This is a genomic window from Flavobacterium anhuiense (assembly GCF_004151235.1).
Classification (GTDB): Bacteria; Bacteroidota; Bacteroidia; order Flavobacteriales; family Flavobacteriaceae; genus Flavobacterium; species Flavobacterium anhuiense_A.
The window spans coordinates 409,029-429,457 of record NZ_JUIV01000001.1 but is presented as its reverse complement, the minus strand read 5'-3'; the positions used below and the strand labels follow the sequence as shown (position 1 = coordinate 429,457).

The 20,429-nt window shown below is 34.4% G+C and carries 18 protein-coding genes and 1 tRNA gene; 10 read left to right on the top strand and 9 right to left on the bottom strand.

What is annotated here, in order from left to right:
• Positions 1-168: 168 nt before the first annotated feature.
• Both NU08_RS01825 and NU08_RS22200 read right to left on the bottom strand, forming a co-directional pair.
• Positions 169-2,409 (bottom strand): hypothetical protein, encoded by a 2,241-nt coding sequence (locus tag NU08_RS01825; RefSeq protein WP_129745581.1) that lies wholly within the window; start codon positions 2,407-2,409, stop codon positions 169-171.
• A 255-nt stretch (positions 2,410-2,664) separates the two neighbouring features.
• Positions 2,665-2,781 (bottom strand) — tRNA-OTHER (locus NU08_RS22200).
• A gap of 287 nt (positions 2,782-3,068) precedes the next feature.
• Between NU08_RS22200 and NU08_RS01820 the strand changes: the two genes are divergently transcribed.
• From NU08_RS01820 to NU08_RS01785, 8 genes are all read left to right on the top strand, one after another.
• Positions 3,069-3,683 (top strand): hypothetical protein, encoded by a 615-nt coding sequence (locus tag NU08_RS01820; RefSeq protein ID WP_129745579.1) that lies wholly within the window; start codon positions 3,069-3,071, stop codon positions 3,681-3,683.
• 200 nt (positions 3,684-3,883) lie between these two features.
• Positions 3,884-4,921 (top strand): helix-turn-helix transcriptional regulator, encoded by a 1,038-nt coding sequence (locus tag NU08_RS01815; protein WP_129745577.1) that lies wholly within the window; start codon positions 3,884-3,886, stop codon positions 4,919-4,921.
• 221 nt (positions 4,922-5,142) lie between these two features.
• Positions 5,143-5,601 (top strand): MarR family winged helix-turn-helix transcriptional regulator, encoded by a 459-nt coding sequence (locus tag NU08_RS01810; protein WP_073416662.1) that lies wholly within the window; start codon positions 5,143-5,145, stop codon positions 5,599-5,601.
• A 35-nt stretch (positions 5,602-5,636) separates the two neighbouring features.
• The gene (locus tag NU08_RS01805; RefSeq protein ID WP_129745575.1) at positions 5,637-8,027 is read left to right on the top strand and encodes a 3-hydroxyacyl-CoA dehydrogenase/enoyl-CoA hydratase family protein; all 2,391 of its coding nucleotides are present in this window, start codon (positions 5,637-5,639) and stop codon (positions 8,025-8,027) included.
• A 103-nt stretch (positions 8,028-8,130) separates the two neighbouring features.
• Positions 8,131-9,312 (top strand): thiolase family protein, encoded by a 1,182-nt coding sequence (locus NU08_RS01800; protein WP_129745573.1) that lies wholly within the window; start codon positions 8,131-8,133, stop codon positions 9,310-9,312.
• 128 nt (positions 9,313-9,440) lie between these two features.
• Entirely contained in the window at positions 9,441-9,791 is a 351-nt protein-coding gene (locus NU08_RS01795; protein WP_129745571.1) for a four helix bundle protein, read from the top strand.
• A 57-nt stretch (positions 9,792-9,848) separates the two neighbouring features.
• Positions 9,849-11,639 (top strand): acyl-CoA dehydrogenase family protein, encoded by a 1,791-nt coding sequence (locus NU08_RS01790; RefSeq protein ID WP_129745569.1) that lies wholly within the window; start codon positions 9,849-9,851, stop codon positions 11,637-11,639.
• A 231-nt stretch (positions 11,640-11,870) separates the two neighbouring features.
• Positions 11,871-12,965: a glycoside hydrolase family 18 protein gene (locus NU08_RS01785; RefSeq protein ID WP_129745567.1), complete on the top strand. Its 1,095-nt coding sequence runs from the start codon at positions 11,871-11,873 to the stop codon at positions 12,963-12,965.
• A gap of 48 nt (positions 12,966-13,013) precedes the next feature.
• Here NU08_RS01785 and NU08_RS01780 read toward each other — a convergent pair whose 3' ends face one another.
• The 4 genes from NU08_RS01780 to NU08_RS01765 all read right to left on the bottom strand — a co-directional run bounded on the left by NU08_RS01780 (position 13,014) and on the right by NU08_RS01765 (position 15,495).
• On the bottom strand, positions 13,014-13,505 hold the full coding sequence (locus tag NU08_RS01780) for a hypothetical protein (protein WP_129745565.1): 492 nt from the start codon (positions 13,503-13,505) through the stop codon (positions 13,014-13,016).
• An 82-nt stretch (positions 13,506-13,587) separates the two neighbouring features.
• Positions 13,588-14,502: a transporter gene (locus tag NU08_RS01775; protein ID WP_129745563.1), complete on the bottom strand. Its 915-nt coding sequence runs from the start codon at positions 14,500-14,502 to the stop codon at positions 13,588-13,590.
• Positions 14,503-14,543: 41 nt separating this feature from the next.
• Positions 14,544-15,062 carry a DUF4251 domain-containing protein gene (locus NU08_RS01770; protein ID WP_129745561.1) on the bottom strand — a complete coding sequence of 173 codons (519 nt, stop codon included), beginning with the start codon at positions 15,060-15,062 and terminating at the stop codon, positions 14,544-14,546.
• Between the two features lie 4 nt (positions 15,063-15,066).
• Complete coding sequence (locus NU08_RS01765; protein ID WP_129745559.1) at positions 15,067-15,495, bottom strand: META domain-containing protein; 429 nt, start codon at positions 15,493-15,495, stop codon at positions 15,067-15,069.
• A 213-nt stretch (positions 15,496-15,708) separates the two neighbouring features.
• On the opposite strand from NU08_RS01765, the gene NU08_RS01760 reads away from it, so the two are divergent.
• Together NU08_RS01760 and NU08_RS01755 are read left to right on the top strand one after the other, a co-directional pair.
• Entirely contained in the window at positions 15,709-16,236 is a 528-nt protein-coding gene (locus tag NU08_RS01760) for a superoxide dismutase family protein (protein ID WP_129745557.1), read from the top strand.
• A gap of 109 nt (positions 16,237-16,345) precedes the next feature.
• The gene (locus NU08_RS01755) at positions 16,346-17,548 is read left to right on the top strand and encodes an LETM1-related biofilm-associated protein (RefSeq protein WP_129745555.1); all 1,203 of its coding nucleotides are present in this window, start codon (positions 16,346-16,348) and stop codon (positions 17,546-17,548) included.
• A gap of 47 nt (positions 17,549-17,595) precedes the next feature.
• On the opposite strand, the gene can is transcribed toward NU08_RS01755, so the two are convergent.
• The 3 genes from can to NU08_RS01740 form a co-directional block, all read right to left on the bottom strand.
• The gene (gene can, locus NU08_RS01750) at positions 17,596-18,231 is read right to left on the bottom strand and encodes a carbonate dehydratase (protein WP_109194404.1); all 636 of its coding nucleotides are present in this window, start codon (positions 18,229-18,231) and stop codon (positions 17,596-17,598) included.
• Positions 18,232-18,345: 114 nt separating this feature from the next.
• Complete coding sequence (locus tag NU08_RS01745) at positions 18,346-19,992, bottom strand: SulP family inorganic anion transporter (RefSeq protein WP_129745553.1); 1,647 nt, start codon at positions 19,990-19,992, stop codon at positions 18,346-18,348.
• 83 nt (positions 19,993-20,075) lie between these two features.
• Entirely contained in the window at positions 20,076-20,357 is a 282-nt protein-coding gene (locus tag NU08_RS01740; protein WP_242502472.1) for a hypothetical protein, read from the bottom strand.
• Between the last annotated feature and the right edge of the window lie 72 nt (positions 20,358-20,429).

Here is a 20,429-nt window from a genome sequence, read left to right as displayed (position 1 = left end):
TAGTACGCAGTTATTTTGCGTAGATTTTGTTTCACGCAGATTTTGCAGATTTAAGCAGATCTAAAAGTTTTTTTTTGATAAATAATCTGCGCTAATCTGCTAAAATCTTTTTAAATCTGCGTGAAATATTAAAACCTTTGTCACTTTGTTACTATGAACCTTTGCAACTTAATCCACCAACAATTGCGTCACAACCGCTGGGTTCATCGCCCATTGCGCTGTATAAACCTCATCAGCGATTTCATTTTCGGTGATTGTTAAACCTTGAGCTCCTGCTTTAAGCTGTAACAAACTTCCTATATTCAATTTGCTGTTTAGTTTTGACAACAACGCCTGAACTCCTTTGAAATCCAAACCACCTACCACCTGACCTCCGAAAGTCATTTCCAACCAAACGATTTCTCTTTTGGCTACATCCAACACTCCAAAAACCAAACCTTTGGCAACATTCTGCGTCACACGAACCTGATGATCTACACACGACGGATCGTATGCTACACCAGTTTTCTCCGAAATTTTCATCGGGTGTTTGCTGTTCATCCAACCTACAACCAGATTTGGCGTAATACTTCCGTTGCTGTACGCGTTGCAAGTAAAAGTTACAAATTTGGCTTTGGCTTTCGCCAATTCGTCGATGTTGATGTTGATATATTCGGCTGTTCCAATTTTATTCGGAATGCTTCGGATATCACCGCTATGCTGACAACCTGTAGTCGTCAATCGGCTGAAAGAACAAATATCTGAACGATCTTCATAGGCAATATGACAGCTCAAATCCATATCCAAATGTTGTGCAGGAAGATCTTTACCCCATTGCATAAACAATCGCACTTCGTTACCTTTAACTGGGAAACGTGTTCCCATTAAAGCAACTGGCAAATCCTGAACAGTTTCGCTTCGATCTCCTATAGAAACCGGAATATTAAACAATTGCGGATCGATATAGATTGTTTTGTTGGTGTTCACAATTTTCGCAAATCGTTTTTTCATGGCCAAAAGACACAATTCTTCGATTTGATTTTTCATCGCCTCCAACTGAAAATCTTCGTATAACTTCAATAAAGCATTTGCTTCAATTCGTTTGTTTGTTCCACCCAAAGGTTTCACACTTCTCTGCATGTTTTTATCAAAATAATTTTGAGCATACATATTTAATGTAAACACCAATCGAGCCGGAACTTTATCGATGATTTCCTCAAAATGAGCAATAGTTTCCTCTGCTCCAAACCAAAGCATATTCGAAAATAACGAACGGGCAAATAATCCTGGACGCTGTTTCAACAATGCAAATGTTTTATCTGCATCAAATTTCAATCTTGACGAATCTACTTTGCTTTGCCAAACATCATAGACTTGGTTGTAGAATACATCCATTAAAAAGTTCAATTTCTCAAACCCTTTTCTTTTGCTGTATTCTGCCAAACGCAACGCTCGGATAAAACGAACCCACATTCCTCTTTTTGGATGCATCGTTTCGCACATAGCTTCAACATCCATGTTCATATTGTTCAACCAGTTTGCGACCATTAAACACTCTTTTCGGGAATATTTTAGTTTCAAATCTTTTTGAGATGCAATTCTCGCCTGAACGCTTGTATCTAAAACATTGTAGAAATGCTGTGCATTTTTTGATGTTCTTTTAATAATCGTTTTTGGCTCAATAATCTGAAGCATTCCTGTGTTTTTATACCACAAGTATCGTAAGATATCTGTAGGCGTTTTCAAAAACTGAGACGCTTCGGCTTCTTTACCATTTTCGATCAAAAGATCAATAACCAACATTAAAGTTTCCTTCATTGCCACTTCGGTTTTTGGTAAAGGCAAATATTGCATCGCCATTTTTAAACTATCTACCTGAGTAGCGTCTAAAGCGGTTTTTGATTGCAATAACGATATATAGAAATCATTTAAATCTTTTTCTGACCATAATTCCAATATTTTTAATTTGCTTCCTTGTCCGATATTTTCCAGTTTACCAAATTCAAATGGAGTTCCGCAGAACGGACAACCATTGTATCTTTCTAATGGAAAAGTATTATCTGGGATAATATGACCGCATTGTAAAGTTGTTCCGTTTTTATTCTGGAAAATATTTCCGAAAAGAGTGATAATATGATCTACAACAGATTCATTTGTTGGTACATTCCATTCTTTTACCAATGGTGTCCAGTTTTTATCTATCCCTAGAACTTCTCTCAAAACTTCTAAAACCTCAATTTTATATTTTGGATTTACGTTGTTTAAAGCGTGAAGCAATGACTCAGAAAATGTAAATCCAAGTTTAGAAACATTGGCTAACAAAACTGAAGTTGTTCCTGATAAATTTTTAACGTCATTCGCAATCATTTCTGACGGAATGAAAATAGCATTTTGACGTAAACTGATTTTTAATAATTCTTTTGTTTTCATTTTTTTTAATTTTTAAAATTTAGATAATTGTGCTTCTAGTTCTACCCAAAAGATTTGAAGTAAGAAACACTTGACCTGAAATTTGACGATAATTGATTAACTAAGCTAAAATGGAGCGGGCTACCGCGAAAGAAGTAAGTTAATCTTGACCCTCGGTTTTTATTAATGATAATTTTAAAACTTAATAACCAGCAACCTCCTTTCGGAAGTTAGGAGTCGAACCTAAAGAAGTAAGTTTTAATTGACCATTAATTGTGGAGCAGGTGGGATTCGAACCCACGACACGGACATTAAAAGTGTAAGAAGTAAATTTTGATTGACCTTTGATTGATAATTTCAAAACTACCTGCTCTACCACTGAGCTACTGCCCCAATTATGATTGAAAAATAAAAAGGTAATGGTGTAAGTGTGTACGTGGAAAGTGTTTCGAAGTAACTCAAACTTGACCTGTTTTATTCTTTTTTTTATTTCTATGAACGTTTGTTTTTATTTCTGAACAAAGATTTTAAAACTAGTGCGCAATTATTTTGCGCAGTGGAATTTTTGTTCCGTTTTTAAAAAATACTATTTGTTTTATTTCTTGAGCAAAGATTTCAAAACCACTACGCAATTATTTTGCGCAGTAAAAAAAGAATTTTAAATTTGAGTAAAAAACAAGATGAATTTAAAAGAAATTTATTCTGAATTACTTTCGAATATTGGCTTTTCAGCAAATGAAATTCAGCAGAACTGGCTGGATTTAGAAAAGGCATATTCCAAAAAATCAAGGCATTATCATAATCTCACACATTTAAAAGAAATGATTGAGAGCTTTGAAATTTATAAAGACAAACTTCAAAATCCTGACGAAATATTATTTTCGATTTTCTATCATGATTTTGTGTATTCTGCTTCCAAGAAAGATAACGAACTCAAAAGCTCCGAATATGCTTTGTCAATTTTACCTGAAAATAGCACCCTAAATAAACAATTAGTTTTTGATGCGATCTGCGCCACACAGCAACATCAGCAAAATGCAATTGAAGACATTAACTGGTTAATCGATTTTGATTTGAAAATCCTCGCTAAAGATTGGGAAGATTATCAAATCTATTTTGACCAAATTAGAAAAGAGTATCGCATTTATCCTGATTTTCTCTACAAACCCGGACGCGCGAAAGCGTTGAAGCATTTTTTGGAGAATGAATTTATTTTTCAAACCAATGAATTTAGGAATTTATATGAAGAAAAAGCAAGAATTAATATAGAAAAAGAGATTTCATTATTAACGTAGAGACGCAATTCATTGCGTCTACACAACGAATATATCCACAATGTGTTAGAACGCACAGCCAATGATTTTCCAAAACGAATATCTACAAAGAATATCTACAAAGAATATCCAAAACGAATATCCAAAACGAATATCCAAAACGAATATCCACAATGTTTAGACGCAATGAATTGCGTCTCTACGTTTAAACAACGCAACCAATGTCACAAAACAAAAACGCCTTAATTCGGTACAAAACAATCGATAAATGCCTTCAAAATAAATACAGGCAATGGACACTCGAAGATTTAATCGAAGAATGTTCTGAAGCTTTATTTGAATACGAAGGTCGCCAGAACCCAATCAGCAAACGAACCATTCAGATGGATATTCAATTAATGCGAAGTGAAAAACTCGGTTATAATGCACCAATCGTGGTTTACGACAAAAAGTATTATAAATATGAAGACGACGATTTTTCGATAACCGATATTCCACTTACGGAAACTGATATGAATGTTTTGACAGAAACGGTTTCGATGCTGAAACAATTTAAAGATTTCTCTCTATTTAATGATGTATCAGATATTTTACAACGTTTGGAAGATAAAATCTATGCTGAGAAATCGCATACCAAACCTGTAATTTATCTGGATAAAAATGAAAAACTAAAAGGACTGCATTATCTGGACGAAATATATCAGGCAATTATCAAAAAAATGGTGCTCATTATTACTTATAAATCTTTTAAATCTGCCGAAGAAACAAAATTCCATTTTCATCCTTTTATATTGAAGGAATTCAATAACCGTTGGTTTTTGATTGGAAAGAAAAAAGCGTCACAACCTATTACCAATTTAGCTTTGGACAGAATCATTTCTATTGATTACGATTTTAATCATCCTTATTTAGAAGAAGATTTTGATGCTGACCTATATTATAAGGATGTAATTGGTGTTACAGTAAATTCCGGATTGAATGCAAGACGAATTGAATTATGGGTCGATGCTTCGAATGCGCCTTATGTGATTACCAAACCTTTGCATACTTCTCAACGCCTAATTAAAGAAAATGAAGACGGAAGTGTTATTATACATATATATGTAATACCAAATTACGAAATGGAAAGGCTTTTATTAGGTTTTGGAAGCTGTCTTGAAATTTTAAGGCCAGAAGGTCTGAGAAATCGCATGAAAAAGATACTTCAGGATGCTATTTCACGCTACGATTCAGAAAAACCAACTGAAATAAATGCATAATTTTTTACAGAATACAGAATTAAATGCGTTTTAAAAACTAAAAAAGGATTTTTACACCATTAAAAATGTTAAAATCTAAAAAAAGAATAGTATATTACACTTAAAATAAACAACCAAAACCCTCTAAATCAGGGATATTTTATAACTAACCAAAAAATTATTAAAAAATTATATGCATGCATAGTATTTTTTAATTATATTTGAAATCGATATAGTTACCTATGAAAGACAAAACGATAGATTATATTTTGAGAGCAACATGGCAAGCTGTTTCAAGAATGTATAATGAAGAAGCTGCTAAATACGATGCAACAATGGCAACAGGATTTGCTCTTTTAAGTATGGACAAGGAAGAAGGAACTCCGTCAACGGCTCTTGGCCCAAGAATGGGAATGGAAGCCACCAGCTTAACAAGAACCTTAAAATCTATGGAAGAAAAAGGTTTGATTGTTCGCAAAAAAAATCCAAGCGACGGAAGAGGCGTTTTGATCTATCTGACCGAGTTTGGCAAAGAAAAAAGAGATTTATCTAAAAATACAGTTCTAAAGTTTAATGAAACCGTTAGAAAGCATGTCTCAGAAGAAAAACTGAATCATTTTATCGAAGTTTCTGAAATCATCAACGAACTGATTCATGATAAAAACATATTTAATCAAACAGAAAACACAGAAAAAGAATAATATTCTTTTCCTCCTACAAACAAATAATAACAAGTATGAAACGCACAATTAAAAAAGTTGCTGTAATTGGATCCGGAATTATGGGTTCAGGTATAGCTTGTCATTTTGCTAACATTGGTGTCGAAGTTTTACTTCTGGACATTGTACCGCGTGAACTGACCGAAGCTGAAGCTAAAAAAGGATTAACACTTGAAAGTAAAGCCGTTCGCAACCGTGTGGTAAACGAACATTTGGCGAATTCATTAAAATCGAAACCATCTCCTATTTACAGTCAGAAATTCGCAAGCCGAATCACTACTGGAAATACTACAGATGATATGGCAAAAATTGCTAATGTTGACTGGATTATCGAGGTTGTTGTTGAGCGTTTAGACATTAAGAAATTAGTTTTTGAACAAATCGACAAATTCCGTAAACCGGGAACTTTAGTTACTTCAAACACTTCGGGTATTCCAATTCACTTTATGAGTGAAGGAAGAAGCGAAGATTTTCAACAGCATTTCTGCGGAACTCACTTTTTTAACCCTGCGCGTTACTTAAAATTATTTGAAATTATTCCTGGTCCAAAAACTTCTACTGAAGTATTGGATTTCTTAAACGATTACGGATCTAAATTCTTAGGAAAAACTTCGGTTGTTGCTAAAGATACTCCGGCGTTTATTGGAAACAGAATTGGGATTTACGGAATCCAAAGTTTATTCCATTTAGTAAAAGAAATGGGATTAACGATTGAAGAAGTTGATAAATTGACTGGTCCGGTAATCGGTCGTCCAAAATCGGCTACTTTCCGTACAGTTGACGTTGTTGGTTTGGATACTTTGGTACACGTTGCCAATGGTATTTACGAAAACTGCCCGAACGACGAACAACACGAATTGTTTAAACTTCCGGATTTCATCAACAAAATGATGGAGAACAATTGGTTAGGAAGTAAAACTGGACAAGGTTTCTACAAAAAAGTCGATAAAGATATTCTTTCTTTAGACTTAGATACATTAGAATATAGAGCTGCAAAAAAAGCAAATTTTGCAACTTTAGAATTAACTAAAACTATCGATAAACCGATCAATCGTTTTAAAGTTTTAGTGAAAGGAACAGACAAAGCGGGAGAATTCTACCGTAAGAGTTTCGCTGGAATGTTTGCTTACGTTTCTAACAGAGTTCCTGAAATCACAGACGAATTCTACAAAATTGACGACGCCATGAAAGCTGGTTTTGGATGGGAAAATGGTCCATTCGAAATCTGGGATGCTATTGGTGTTGAAAAAGGAATTGAAATCATGAAAGCAGAAGGTTTAGAGCCTGCTGCATGGGTAAACGAAATGTTGGCTTCTGGAAGCAAAAGTTTTTATACTGTAAAAGAAGGCGCTACTTATTTCTACAACATTCCAACAAAATCACAAGAAAAAGTTCCTGGACAAGATTCATTCATTATTCTAAACAACATTCGCGAAAGCAAAAAAGTTTGGAGCAACAGTGGCGCAATTATTCAGGATTTAGGAGACGGAATTTTGAATTTAGAATTCCAATCTAAAATGAATACTATTGGCGGTGACGTTCTTTCGGCAATCAATAAAGCAATTGAATTAGCAGAAAAAGAACACCAAGGTTTAGTTATTGGAAATCAAGCAGCGAATTTCTCTGTTGGAGCTAATATCGGAATGATTTTCATGATGGCAGTTGAGCAAGAATACGACGAATTGAATATGGCAATTAAATTGTTTCAAGATACGATGATGCGTGTTCGTTATTCTTCAATTCCAGTTGTAGTAGCGCCTCACGGAATGACTTTTGGCGGTGGATGCGAAATGAGCTTACACGCTGATAAAGTAGTTGCTGCTGCCGAAACTTACATGGGATTAGTTGAATTCGGTGTTGGAGTTATCCCTGGTGGTGGTGGATCTAAAGAAATGACTTTAAGAGCATCTGATTTATTCCGTAAAAATGATGTGGAATTAAATGTTCTTCAAGAGTATTTCTTGACAATCGCAATGGCTAAAGTTTCGACTTCTGGTTATGAAGCTTTTGATACTGGACTTCTTCAACATGGAAAAGACATTATCGTAGTAAACAAAGATCGTCAGATCGCTGAAGCTAAAAAACATGCGTTGTTAATGGCTGAAGCTGGTTATACACAACCAATCAGAAGAAATGATATTAAAGTTCTAGGAAAACAAGCTTTAGGTATGTTCTTAGTTGGAACAGATCAAATGCAAGCTGGAAAATACATTTCTGAGCACGATAAGAAAATCGCCAACAAACTGGCTTATGTAATGGCTGGTGGTGATTTATCTGAAGCAACTTTAGTATCTGAACAATATTTATTAGATATCGAACGTGAAGCTTTCTTGAGTTTATGTACAGAGCGTAAGACTTTAGAGAGAATTCAATACATGTTGACTAAAGGAAAACCGCTTCGTAACTAGAAAAATAGATAAAAGAAGAAAGAAGCAAGAGAAAAGACAAAACTCTGTTTTGAAATCTTGCTTCTTGCATCTTTCTTCTACCAATCTTAAAAAACAAAAACAAATGAAAACAGCATATATAGTAAAAGCATATAGAACAGCAGTTGGAAAAGCTCCAAAAGGTGTTTTTAGATTCAAAAGACCTGATGAATTAGCTGCAGAAACCATTCAGTTTATGATGGAAGAGCTGCCAAATTTCGACAAAAAACGTATCGACGACGTTATGGTAGGAAATGCCATGCCGGAAGCAGAACAAGGTCTTAACGTTGGACGTTTGATCTCTTTAATGGGATTAAAAGTGGAAGATGTTCCTGGGGTTACAGTAAACCGTTATTGCGCATCTGGATTAGAAACTATCGGAATGGCTACTGCTAAAATCCAATCAGGAATGGCAGATTGTATCATTGCCGGTGGTGCAGAAAGTATGAGTTATATTCCAATGGGAGGTTACAAACCAACCCCAGATTATAAAGTTGCTGCTGCTGGTCACGAAGATTATTACTGGGGAATGGGTTTAACTGCTGAAGCGGTGGCGAACCAATATAAAATCTCAAGAGAAGATCAGGATGAGTTTGCATACAACTCTCACATGAAAGCATTGAAAGCGCAAGCAGAAGGAAAATTTGACAAACAAATCGTTCCTATTACTGTTGAGCAGACTTTCATCAATGAAAATGGTAAAAAAGAAACAAAATCATACGTTGTAAATAAAGACGAAGGACCAAGAGCAGGAACTTCTAAAGAAGCTTTAGCAGGTTTAAGACCCGTTTTTGCTGCTGACGGAAGTGTAACAGCTGGAAACTCCTCTCAAATGAGCGACGGTGCTGCTTTCGTTTTAATCATGAGCGAAGAAATGGTAAAAGAGTTAAACCTTGAGCCGATCGCACGTCTAGTAAACTTTGCTTCTTCTGGTGTTGAACCAAGAATCATGGGTATTGGTCCTGTAAAAGCAATTCCGAAAGCATTAAAACAAGCTGGACTAACATTAAACGATATCGAATTAATTGAGTTAAACGAGGCTTTTGCTTCACAAGCTTTAGCCGTTACTCGCGAATTAAACATTAACCCAGAAATCGTAAACGTAAACGGTGGAGCAATCTCTTTAGGACACCCTCTAGGATGTACAGGAGCTAAACTTTCTGTTCAGTTATTTGATGAGATGAAACGCAGAGGTAACAAATACGGAATCGTTTCTATGTGTGTGGGAACTGGGCAAGGAAGCGCTGGGATCTACGAGGTTTTATAAGACTTTTTAGAGGAAAGAAGCAAGAGGAAAGACTTTCTGTTTGGGATGAAAAGTTAGTCTGAAATGGATTTTTAAAAAGTAGTAAAAAACCTACATTTAATTTTTCTTCTTATCTTGCCTCAAAAAACATGAAACACAATTTCAAGAATTTGAAAATTTGGATTTTAGCTATGGAAATTACAAATGATATCTATAAACTAACATCTACTTTTCCAAAATCAGAAACCTATAGTTTGTCAAATCAAATGAATCGATGTTCTGTTTCAATGCCTTCTAATATTGCTGAAGGCTCTAACAGAGGGAATAAACACTTTCAACATTATTTGAATATTAGTTTAGGCTCGTCATTTGAATTACAGACACAATTGTTGATAGCTTGTCAAAACGACTATTTAACAAAAGAAAAAACAGAAAAATTAGAAAACAAAATAATTGAATTTCAAAGGATGACTTCAGGCTTTATAAGCAAGTTAAATTAATCTTTCTTCTTGCTTCTTGCCTCTTTTCATCTTATCAATCTAAAAAACAAAAAAGTCATGAGCGACAAAACAAGAGGAGGTCAATTCCTAGTAAAAGAAACAAAATGCGAGGATATCTTCACACCAGAAGATTTCTCTGAAGAGCAGTTAATGATGCGTGACTCTGTAAAAGAGTTCGTTGACAAAGAATTATGGGCGCATAAAGATCGTTTTGAGAAAAAAGATTACGCTTATACAGAAGCTTCTATGCGTAAGGCTGGAGAACTTGGACTTCTTGGAGTTGCAGTTCCAGAAGAATACGGCGGATTAGGAATGGGATTTGTTTCTACAATGTTAGTTTGCGACTACATTTCTGGAGCAACAGGTTCTTTCTCAACTGCTTTTGGTGCTCATACTGGAATTGGAACTATGCCAATTACACTTTATGGTACTGAAGAACAAAAGAAAAAATACGTTCCGAAATTGGCTTCTGGAGAATGGTTTGGAGCTTATTGCTTAACTGAGCCAGGTGCAGGATCTGATGCAAACTCAGGAAAAACAAAAGCTGTTTTATCTGAAGACGGAACTCATTATCTAATTACAGGGCAAAAAATGTGGATTTCGAATGCAGGTTTCTGCAGCTTATTCATCGTTTTTGCTCGTATTGGAGATGATAAAAACATTACAGGTTTCATTGTAGAAAATGATCCTTCAAACGGAATTTCTATGAATGAAGAAGAGCATAAATTAGGAATCCGTGCTTCTTCTACTCGTCAGGTTTTCTTCAACGAAACAAAAGTTCCAGTTGAAAACATGTTGTCTGAAAGAGGAAACGGTTTCAAGATCGCAATGAACGCTTTGAACGTTGGTCGTATTAAATTGGCTGCTGCTTGTTTAGATGCTCAAAGAAGAGTTACTTCTGGAGCTGTAAAATATGCTAACGAAAGAATTCAGTTCAACACTTCTATTTCATCTTTTGGAGCTATCCGTTCTAAATTAGCTGAAATGGCAACTAATGCTTACGCTGGAGAAAGTGCTTCTTACCGTGCTGCAAAAGATATCGAAGACAGAATCGCTGCTCGTGAAGCAGAAGGAACTTCTCATCAAGAAGCAGAGTTGAAAGGTGTTGAAGAATATGCAATCGAGTGTTCTATCTTGAAAGTAGCGGTTTCTGAAGACGTTCAAAACTGTTCTGACGAAGGTATTCAGGTTTTTGGTGGAATGGGATTCTCTGAAGATACTCCGATGGAAAGTGCTTGGAGAGATGCTCGTATCGCTCGTATCTATGAAGGTACAAACGAAATCAACAGAATGCTTTCTGTAGGGATGCTAATCAAAAAAGCAATGAAAGGACACGTTGATTTACTTGGACCAGCAATGAAAGTTCAGGAAGAATTAATGGGAATTCCATCTTTTGATACTCCAGACTACTCTGAATTATTCTCTGAAGAAAAAGTAATCGTAGCTAACTTGAAAAAGGTTTTCTTAATGGTTGCTGGAAGCGCTGTTCAAAAATACGGACCAGAATTAGATTCTCATCAACAGTTATTAATGGCTGCTGCTGATATCTTAATCGAAATCTACATGGCTGAAAGTACTATTTTGAGAACTGAAAAATTAGCAAAAGCTCAAGGCGAAGACAAAGTTCAGGAGCAAATTGCTATGGCAAAATTATACTTATACAAAGCGGTTGATATTGTAAACTTAAGAGGAAAAGAAGGAATTGCTTCTTTTGCTGAAGGTGACGAACAACGTATGATGTTAATGGGACTTAAACGTTTCACTAAATATACTAACCTGCCAAATGTTGTGGCACTTAGAGAAAAAATTGCAACAAAATTAGTAGCAGAAAACACATACTGCTTCTAATTTCAAAATAGTTTTTAGCTTTTAATTTGTTATAAACCCGCGCAAGTCCGAAACTGCGCGGGTTTATTTTTTGTTATACTCTCAGCAAAAGATATTTCTTACACGACGCAATATTTTTGCAGTTATTTGCAAAATATTTGTTAAAATTAGCTTTAAGACTTATACAGAATAGTTAAACATCAAATGTATTACAGTATATTTAACGTTCTAAAAACTATAAAAAACAAAATAATGAAACAAATTAACCTAATTGCATCATTTTTATTGTGCTTTTGCTTTACTGCTGCCTTTGCACAGAAAAATAAGAAAATGGACATTATTGCCTATTATACGGGCGATTCTCAACTTATTGATAAATATGAAGTTGAAAAACTAAACCAAATTATTTTTAGTTTTTGCCATTTAAAAGATGGTAAACTAAGTGTTGATTCTGCTAAAGATTCCATTACAATTAAGCATTTAGTTTCGCTTAAAGCGAAAAATCCACAATTGAAAATTATTGTATCTCTTGGAGGATGGGGAGGCTGCGAACCTTGTTCAGAAGCATTCTCAACTGCTGAAGGGCGCTTAAAATTTGCAAAATCTGTAAAAGAAGTTAGCGATTATTTTAAAATTGACGGTCTAGACTTAGATTGGGAATATCCATCAATTGAAGGACTTCCAGGGCATTTATACCAAGCTGCCGACAAACCTAATTTTACAGAACTAATCAAAATACTACGTTCCACTTTAGGTAAAAAATATGAATTAAGCTTTGCCGCAGGAGGTTTCCAGAAATGCTTGGATGAATCTATAGATTGGAAAGCTGTTGCTCCATTTGTAAACCGCATTAATATCATGAGTTACGATTTAGTAAATGGATATTCAAAAGTTACAGGGCACCATACGCCATTATATAGCACAAATCCGAAAGAAGAATCTACAGACAGAGCTGTTGAGTTTTTATTAAAAGCAGGTGTTCCTGCTGAAAAATTGGTAATTGGAGGTGCATTTTATACCAGACAATGGAAAAACGTGGAAAACATCAATAACGGATTGTACCAAGCTGGAGAACATTTTCAAGGTGTTGACTTTAAAAACTATGCTACAACATACACAGAAGCAAACGGCTGGAAATATTTTTATGATGAAAAAGCTCAAGCACCATATTGGTACAATGCATCAACCAAAACTTTTGCTACATCAGATGATTTAAAATCTATCAAAGCTAAAGCTGAATATGCAAAAGCAAAAAAATTAGGTGGAATTATGTTCTGGGAACTTACTCTTGATAGTTTCCGTGACGGAATGGTAAACGAGATTTACAAAGTTAAAACTGAAAAATAAAAAAAAACGGGAATCAAATTGATTCCCGTTTTTTTTTAGACGAATATTTTACATCGTTTTAGTCTTATTTTTATCCATTTCACCAATAAACGGAATTGCTTCTAAAATTTCGCTTCTAATTATAGTCTGAAGATAAACTTCAAGCTGAATAAATTTTGCTGCATTTATAGAACCAATTGCTTTTTTTGCCTGGTTATAAGTTTTAGAATACAATTTCTCGTAATCAATATGATTTTTCAATGTAGCTTTGGCCAATTGATCCGCTTTTGCATCTGTTAGAGTTTCATAATTTGCCGCATAATCATTTATCAATTGAAATTTTGTCTGTCCTAAAGCTTTGCGCGAAGTTTCATAGTCATCATAAACTTTAGTGAAAGCTGCCGCTTGCGCATCTGACAAATTCATGTACTGCTTTACCAGATCGGCTTTAGATTTTCCATAAACACTTTGTACAACTTCTAAATCTTCTTTATAAGAAGACTGCGCATAAGATGAAAACGAGGCCGCCGCCATGATAAGAATAAGTCCTAATTTTTTCATAATTTTAATTTTAAATTTGTTTTTAAAAATATATGCATACTCAAATATACTGATTTTAAACACGTTAAACTCAATTCAATTTCTAAAAAAATGAATATTGATAAACTGCTGAAAGCGCATAATAATTTAGTCCGTTGTTAGTATAGGCCCCTACATGATATTGAAATCTGATGGACTGTCCTTTTGCAATTGGAGTAGAAAAAGTTCCTCCTACACGCCAGTTATCAATCTGGCTATCATCTGAAACTCCATCAGTAATAGTTCGACCTCCAAAAAACCAAGTCGTATTGAAGCCAACCCACATTTGGTTTTTAAAATAATAGCTTGCATGTCCCTGAAGACTGTAGGTTGGTTTTTGCTCTAATTTTCTTCCTAGATAATCATTATTATCCGTATAAAACCACACACCGCCATAGGCCTCTGCATAAACATGAGCAAATCGTTTCGACACCCCTATTTCTGGCTTAAAAGCCCAGCGGTTTGTTCCAATGTTTACTTGTTTATCGCCATAATATCTTCCTGTTGGGATTGAAGTAACCAAACTGACCCCAAGAATTGTTTTTTGCTCAAAACTTCTAAATTCAGATTTATCCAATGCAGGAGAACCTAGCAAATTAATCCCAAAACGAACTTTCATATCTGCAAAACCAGTTCTTGAGCCAGTAACCAGCTGATCACTGATTACCGCAGATCCATCCATAAAAGTAAAAGGCAGTCCAACCTGTATACGAGCCAATTTATCTGCCAATCCAAAAGTTTTGATATAATTTACAGCCACATTGTGGCTTTGAAGTGTAAAATCTTTTATGGGTAAAGAAGGATCTGTAAGCACATTTCCATTCATAAAAACATAACCTGCAGCGATAACATTTAAGCCTTTAGGAACATTTGCATACGCTCGAGGTTCCAAATCCTGACCAAATGAGGTGAACAGACCAAAAAAGAAAACCAAAACCGAAAACTGCCACTTTAATAACCAAAAAGAGATTCTTACCATATATTCAGACGAATTTGTGACAAGTTTTGTATTGAATTATATCATTGTTTCTCTGCTGTCTTAGGAGCATATATTATTCCATCATAACTAATCGGACCTCTATTATTACTACTCACAGAAAGTGTTGTGCTTCCGTTATAAAAGATAGAGAACATTAAGTCATAAACATCACTCTTTCCTCTTACAGTCGCTTTTAGAATAGTATTATTTTTTTTAGTTTCAACTTTGACATTCTCAGGTTTGCCTTCAAATTTAATTCCGCCATCGCCATTATATCCAACATTATACCCACGTCCGAAAAAAGGCAGATCACAAGTTGTACTGTCAGTTTTAAATTTTAAAAAATAAGTATTATAGTCCAGCTGAATTAATCTCCCGCCTTGAGGCGTTGCTTTCTGAGCTTCAAAAACAAAATTTTGACTATCTATAAGTGCTTTAATTTCGTTTTGTTTCTTTAGCTCTCTTTCTTGTTTCAGTTCTTTTTTTGTTTTTTCTTGCGCAGAAACCGAAAAACTTGCAATACTCAGCAAAAACATCAAAATAGACATTGTAGTTTTCATAACATCATTTTTTAGTGAAGCGCATCATGCCAATATCCCCAGAAATAAAGTTTAAAGTCTTACCATCATCTGTTATATCATAAGAAGTTATTTTTTGAAGCGTACTCAAATAAGTTTGTTCACCTTGCAATCCGTCCAAACACATCATTTTGGTTACTGCCATTGGCTGAGTAAAATCGATTTTGTTGCCATCAATAGCCAATTTTCCTGAATATGTATTACAGCTCGCATTACCAGAAACCTGATTTGCTTTGGTATCAAAATTTATGGATGGCTTCTTATTTGGATACAATCCTTCAAAAGCAATTCGCGGACCAGAAATATAATTCAATTCCCATGTTCCATCAAGTTTTGAAACTGCATCTGTTTTTGCGCATTTACAAGAAATTAAAAACGAACTAAAAAAAACGAGGGTAAAAATCTTTTTCATCATAACATTAAGGATTAAATGTGAGCGAATTAGATAAATGGTTTTCAGAAATTATTCGTTAAAAACCTATACGAATTTAAACAATATTTTCGGTTTTTAACTCAATCAATATCAAATTATAACGTATAGTTTGACTTTTTTTTAACTTTTAGAGTTAATCAATTCCGTTATTTTATGTTAAATTTACTTAATCTTTAATTAAAAATGCCCGTAGATATGAAAAAACTAATTGTTTCTTTCGCTATAATTACAGCCTTAATCATTGGCTGTAAAACAAATAATAAATCAAATGATGCTAAAACTCTGACTGTTGCATTAGAGCCTAAAAGCAATAGTAAAGTAGCTGGAACTGCTACTTTTGTTGAAAAAAATGGCAAAGTAACTTTTACAGCAAAAATCACAGGATTAGAGCCAGGAGTTCACGCAATTCACATTCATGAAAAAGCAGATTGCAGTTCTGCAGACGGAAGTTCTGCTGGAGGACACTGGAATCCAAAGTTCAAAAAACACGGAAAATGGGGACTTGGAGAATACCATGCAGGTGATATCGGAAACTTTACCGCTGATGCAAAAGGTAACGGATCTATCACTTTAACTACTGACGAATGGTGCGTTGGATGTGGAGATTCTAACAAAGATGTTCTTGGAAAAGGCTTAATCGTACATGCAGGAACAGACGACTTTACGACTCAGCCAACTGGAAATGCAGGAGGAAGAGTTGCTTGCGCAGGAATCATTAAATAAGAAAAACTTCAATAACCGCTATTTTTAACAAAATCTAGCGGTTATTTCATTTTAAAATGAATCCTAAAACAAGAAAAAGACATAGCTTTGCATCAGCAAAATAAAGTCAATGATTAACCCATCTGCACCAGGCTGGATCGATAAGTTTTTTAGTGAACAGAAGTTTTCAGAAGCTATTCCTTTTGAAACTGTAGATTCGTTTTACTATAAAGTAAGAGAAACAGGGTTTATTTATGGCCATATTATTGCTATAGATTCACAAGTTCCAATTCCGATAAAAGGCTGGTTTAAAACCGAAATTTCAAAAGTAGCTTTACTTAATACGCTCTATCATGTTTTTTGTTTAGAGAAAAGAAATTCGGAACCTAAAAATTTTATTTCTGAAGTTTTAACGTTTTACAAACAAATGAATCCGGAGGGATTTAATTTGTTTAAAATTTTATTGCCTAAAGATACTCCTTCTCTATCTCTGGAAAATATTATTGATCAGAGAGTTCAAACCAATGACAGTATTATCAGTAAAAACTTTTCGCATTTAGTAACCAATGCGCTTTTGTTTATCGATGTTTTGGCTTTCAGACAATATTTAGAGCACGGAGAAATTCCTGAAAAATATTTAAAAAGAATTGAAGAAACGGTTCTTGGAATTGTTGGTTTGGCTTTGAAAACCAAAACAGTAAAATCACAACACGACGATTTGTTGATCAAACTTTTTGAAGCTTCAATCCGTTATTCAAAATTTTCAAAAGTTACGGTTGAAACTTTAGAAACTTTGAATCTTGAATACTTTAAAAACAGATTGGAGCAATATTACCTAATTGACATGGCTGGAATGGCATTGTGGAGTGATGGTGTGGTAGAAAATGAAGAATCGTATTTCTTATATGCTTTAGGATCAACAATGGGAGTTCCAGATGATTTTGTGACTAAAAGCATGGACACAACCAATACTTTTATCACTACGCATAAAAAGAAGATTCCGTACTTCAACTATTCAAATCCTGTTAAGCATTTTTATGACCAAATGACGCACAGCGTTGTTAAACTTATTATTAGAAATAAAAACAGATTAATTAAGGAAATTGTTCAAAGCAAAGAATTAATGGTTCTACTTGCCTATTCTACAACAAGAGATTTGGATGCAAAGGAAAAGAAAAAAGTAAAAAAACAGCTTTTGGACATTTGTAAAACCATTCCCTCGCTGACAATATTCTTACTTCCAGGAGGAAGTTTACTATTACCGATATTAATCAAGTTTATTCCAACAATGCTTCCATCAGCATTTAATGAGAATTTAGACGAAAACGAATAAAAAAAATCGCCCTTTTTGAGGGCGATTTTTTATTTCTATCTTATCTATTAAAGATCTAATTGATAAACTGAATCTAGTTCTTCGTTTGAGCTAATAGTTACATTCAAATCGGTTACAAAACCTGAATTTAAACCGTAAACCCATCCGTGAACCATTAAATCTTGTCCGTTTTTCCAAGCATTTTGAACAATTGATGTTTTTGCTAAGTTATAAACCTGCTCTTTTGCATTGATTTCAACAAAAGCATTAAAACGCTCTTCTTCGTTCTCAATTGAGTTTAAATATTTATCATGAAGACGGTATTCATCTTTAATATGACGTAACCAGTTATCGATAATACCAACAGACTGATGTCCCATTGCTGCCTTTACACCACCGCATCCATAATGTCCGCACACGATAATATGCTTAATTTTCAAAACGTTAACTGCATAATCTAATACACTTAGCATATTCATATCAGAGTGTACAACCATATTGGCAATGTTTCTGTGTACAAAAACTTCACCTGGTTTTGCACCAACAATTTCGTTTGCAGGAACACGGCTGTCAGAACATCCAATCCATAATAATGGTGGCTGCTGTCCTTTTGCCAAATCAGCAAAATAGTTAGGGTCTTTTGCCAATGAAGTTTCAACCCACTTCTTATTATTTTCTAATAACTGCTCATAAAATTTTCTCATTTTTTTATTTTTTTGTGTGGTAATTTCTAAGTTTTTATAGCCTCAAAAAATGAACTTGATGTAAAGTTACCTAAATTTTGACATTTCTCTGGTCTTAAAAACACCTAAATTTAATTATTCTTCTCTAACAACTTCTCTTTTAACTAGTTCTCTTTTTGCCACATCATAATAATGTTCAATCGTAACGTGATTACTGTTTTCTGGCGTATTTTCCAATTCGTACGCTTCTTTAAACCCTTTAAGCTTCACTTTGATGTTTTCATCAACTGCTCTGGTTTCTTTAAACTCACGAATCAAATCTAATACATCATGAGCAATATACTCGGTATCATGAGCATTGATAATTACTTTTGAGTTTTCTGGAATTTCATTTAAAGTTTGCTTAATGGCAGCTTTATTCAAGAACGAAACTTCCTGAGCTAAATCGATATGAATGATATCTCCATCCTCATATTCTTCTTTCTTAAAGATATAAGCTCTTTTTAAATTTCCTCTCAAAACAAAAATGATACTTATGATAATTCCCAACGCAACACCTTTTAGCAAATCTGTTGCAACAACAAAGACCAAAGTTGCGATGAAAGGTACAAACTGGTATTTCCCCTTTTCCCAGAAATGCATAAAGGTTGCTGGTTTTGCTAATTTATATCCGACCAAAATCAAAACGGTAGCCAATGTTGCCAATGGAATTTTGTTTAGAATTGCCGGTATAGATAATACACTTATTAATAAAAGTATACCGTGAATAATAGTTGACATTTTAGATTTTGCGCCTGCATTGTTGTTCGCAGACGAACGCACCACAACAGATGTCATAGGAAGTCCTCCTAAAAGTGCGCTAACTACGTTTCCGATTCCCTGAGCTTTAAGTTCAACATTGGTATCAGTATAACGTTTTTGCACATCCATTCTATCTGAAGCCTCTATACATAAAAGAGTTTCAATAGAAGCGACAATGGCAATTGTAATAGCAACCACCCAAACTTGCGGATTTGTAACAGCAGTGAAGTCTGGCGTAATTATAATTGATTTAAAGTCTTCAAAAGATTTTGGAACTGGCAAAGAAACCAAATGTTCTTTCGCAATTGCCAAAGTGCTTCCTGTAGATACAAATATTTCGTTTAAAACTACTCCAGCAATAACAGCAACCAAAGCTCCTGGAACAAGTTTGATTCTTTTTAAGAAAGGAACTTTATCCCAAGCCAATAAAATTACCAATGAAACTGCTGAAACCACAACAGCTCCTAAGTGAATATGATTTAAAACATCAAACAAAAATGAAAATGAATTACTTCCATCATTTTGAACAAAAGCTTGATCTCCTTCGAAATCTGCGTCATAACCAAAAGCGTGTGGTATTTGCTTTAAGATGATAATAATTCCGATACCCGCTAACATTCCCTCAATTACGTTTGTCGGGAAATAGTTCGATATACTTCCAGCTTTTAAAAATCCTAATGCTAATTGAATTAATCCAGCAATAAAAACAGACATTAAAAATACATTGAACGCACCTAAATCGGTAATAGCGGTTAAAATGATAGCTGTTAACCCAGCAGCTGGACCTGATACACTAAAATGTGACTGGCTTAAATATCCTACAACGATACCACCCACAACACCAGCGATAATTCCAGAAAATAATGGCGCTCCAGAAGCCATTGCAATACCTAAACACAACGGAAGAGCCACCAAGAAAACCACTAAACCTGAAGCAAAATCAGATTTAAGGTTGGCAAAAAGATTGATTTTTTTTGTCATAATATAATACTAAAAAAATTATTCATTAAAGATTTACCACATCTCAATAGAAATGCGGATAAAGATCAAAATAATCGGAAGTATTATGCTACGTTTGGCGGTGGAGCAAATATGCTCGGAGAGATATTGTCAAGTTTGACAATGTTTTCAGAAATAATAGTTTTTTTCTCGATGTAAACCGGAATCAAAACTTCATGCTCAAGAATAGTAGGATGAACTATATTTTTAAGTTCTTTATGCACTTCTTCTTCAGTAATGCTAAAAGATATAGCCGTATTATTCCCTTTCTTTAACGCCTGAACAATTGTTGGGGTCGATAAGAAGGCAATGAATATGAATAATAATATGCGAGCTATAAATTTCATCAAAGCAAAAATAGCGTTAAACAAATAAAATCAAAGAGATTTTTATAGAAATTTAACATAAACAAAAAAGCA

Bases quoted from the DNA above. Each gene is read 5' to 3' on its own strand.
- NU08_RS01775 (WP_129745563.1), bottom strand. From the start codon at position 14,502: ATGGTAAGAATCTCTTTTTGGTTATTAAAGTGGCAGTTTTCGGTTTTG.
- NU08_RS01800 (WP_129745573.1), top strand. From the start codon at position 8,131: ATGAAAACAGCATATATAGTAAAAGCATATAGAACAGCAGTTGGAAAA.
- NU08_RS01820 (WP_129745579.1), top strand. From the start codon at position 3,069: ATGAATTTAAAAGAAATTTATTCTGAATTACTTTCGAATATTGGCTTT.
- NU08_RS01740 (WP_242502472.1), bottom strand. From the start codon at position 20,357: ATGAAATTTATAGCTCGCATATTATTATTCATATTCATTGCCTTCTTA.
- NU08_RS01780 (WP_129745565.1), bottom strand. From the start codon at position 13,505: ATGAAAAAATTAGGACTTATTCTTATCATGGCGGCGGCCTCGTTTTCA.
- NU08_RS01825 (WP_129745581.1), bottom strand. From the start codon at position 2,409: ATGAAAACAAAAGAATTATTAAAAATCAGTTTACGTCAAAATGCTATT.
- can (WP_109194404.1), bottom strand. From the start codon at position 18,231: ATGAGAAAATTTTATGAGCAGTTATTAGAAAATAATAAGAAGTGGGTT.
- NU08_RS01785 (WP_129745567.1), top strand. From the start codon at position 11,871: ATGAAACAAATTAACCTAATTGCATCATTTTTATTGTGCTTTTGCTTT.
- NU08_RS01810 (WP_073416662.1), top strand. From the start codon at position 5,143: ATGAAAGACAAAACGATAGATTATATTTTGAGAGCAACATGGCAAGCT.
- NU08_RS01745 (WP_129745553.1), bottom strand. From the start codon at position 19,992: ATGACAAAAAAAATCAATCTTTTTGCCAACCTTAAATCTGATTTTGCT.
- NU08_RS01790 (WP_129745569.1), top strand. From the start codon at position 9,849: ATGAGCGACAAAACAAGAGGAGGTCAATTCCTAGTAAAAGAAACAAAA.
- NU08_RS01755 (WP_129745555.1), top strand. From the start codon at position 16,346: ATGATTAACCCATCTGCACCAGGCTGGATCGATAAGTTTTTTAGTGAA.
- NU08_RS01760 (WP_129745557.1), top strand. From the start codon at position 15,709: ATGAAAAAACTAATTGTTTCTTTCGCTATAATTACAGCCTTAATCATT.
- NU08_RS01805 (WP_129745575.1), top strand. From the start codon at position 5,637: ATGAAACGCACAATTAAAAAAGTTGCTGTAATTGGATCCGGAATTATG.
- NU08_RS01770 (WP_129745561.1), bottom strand. From the start codon at position 15,062: ATGAAAACTACAATGTCTATTTTGATGTTTTTGCTGAGTATTGCAAGT.
- NU08_RS01795 (WP_129745571.1), top strand. From the start codon at position 9,441: ATGAAACACAATTTCAAGAATTTGAAAATTTGGATTTTAGCTATGGAA.
- NU08_RS01815 (WP_129745577.1), top strand. From the start codon at position 3,884: ATGTCACAAAACAAAAACGCCTTAATTCGGTACAAAACAATCGATAAA.
- NU08_RS01765 (WP_129745559.1), bottom strand. From the start codon at position 15,495: ATGATGAAAAAGATTTTTACCCTCGTTTTTTTTAGTTCGTTTTTAATT.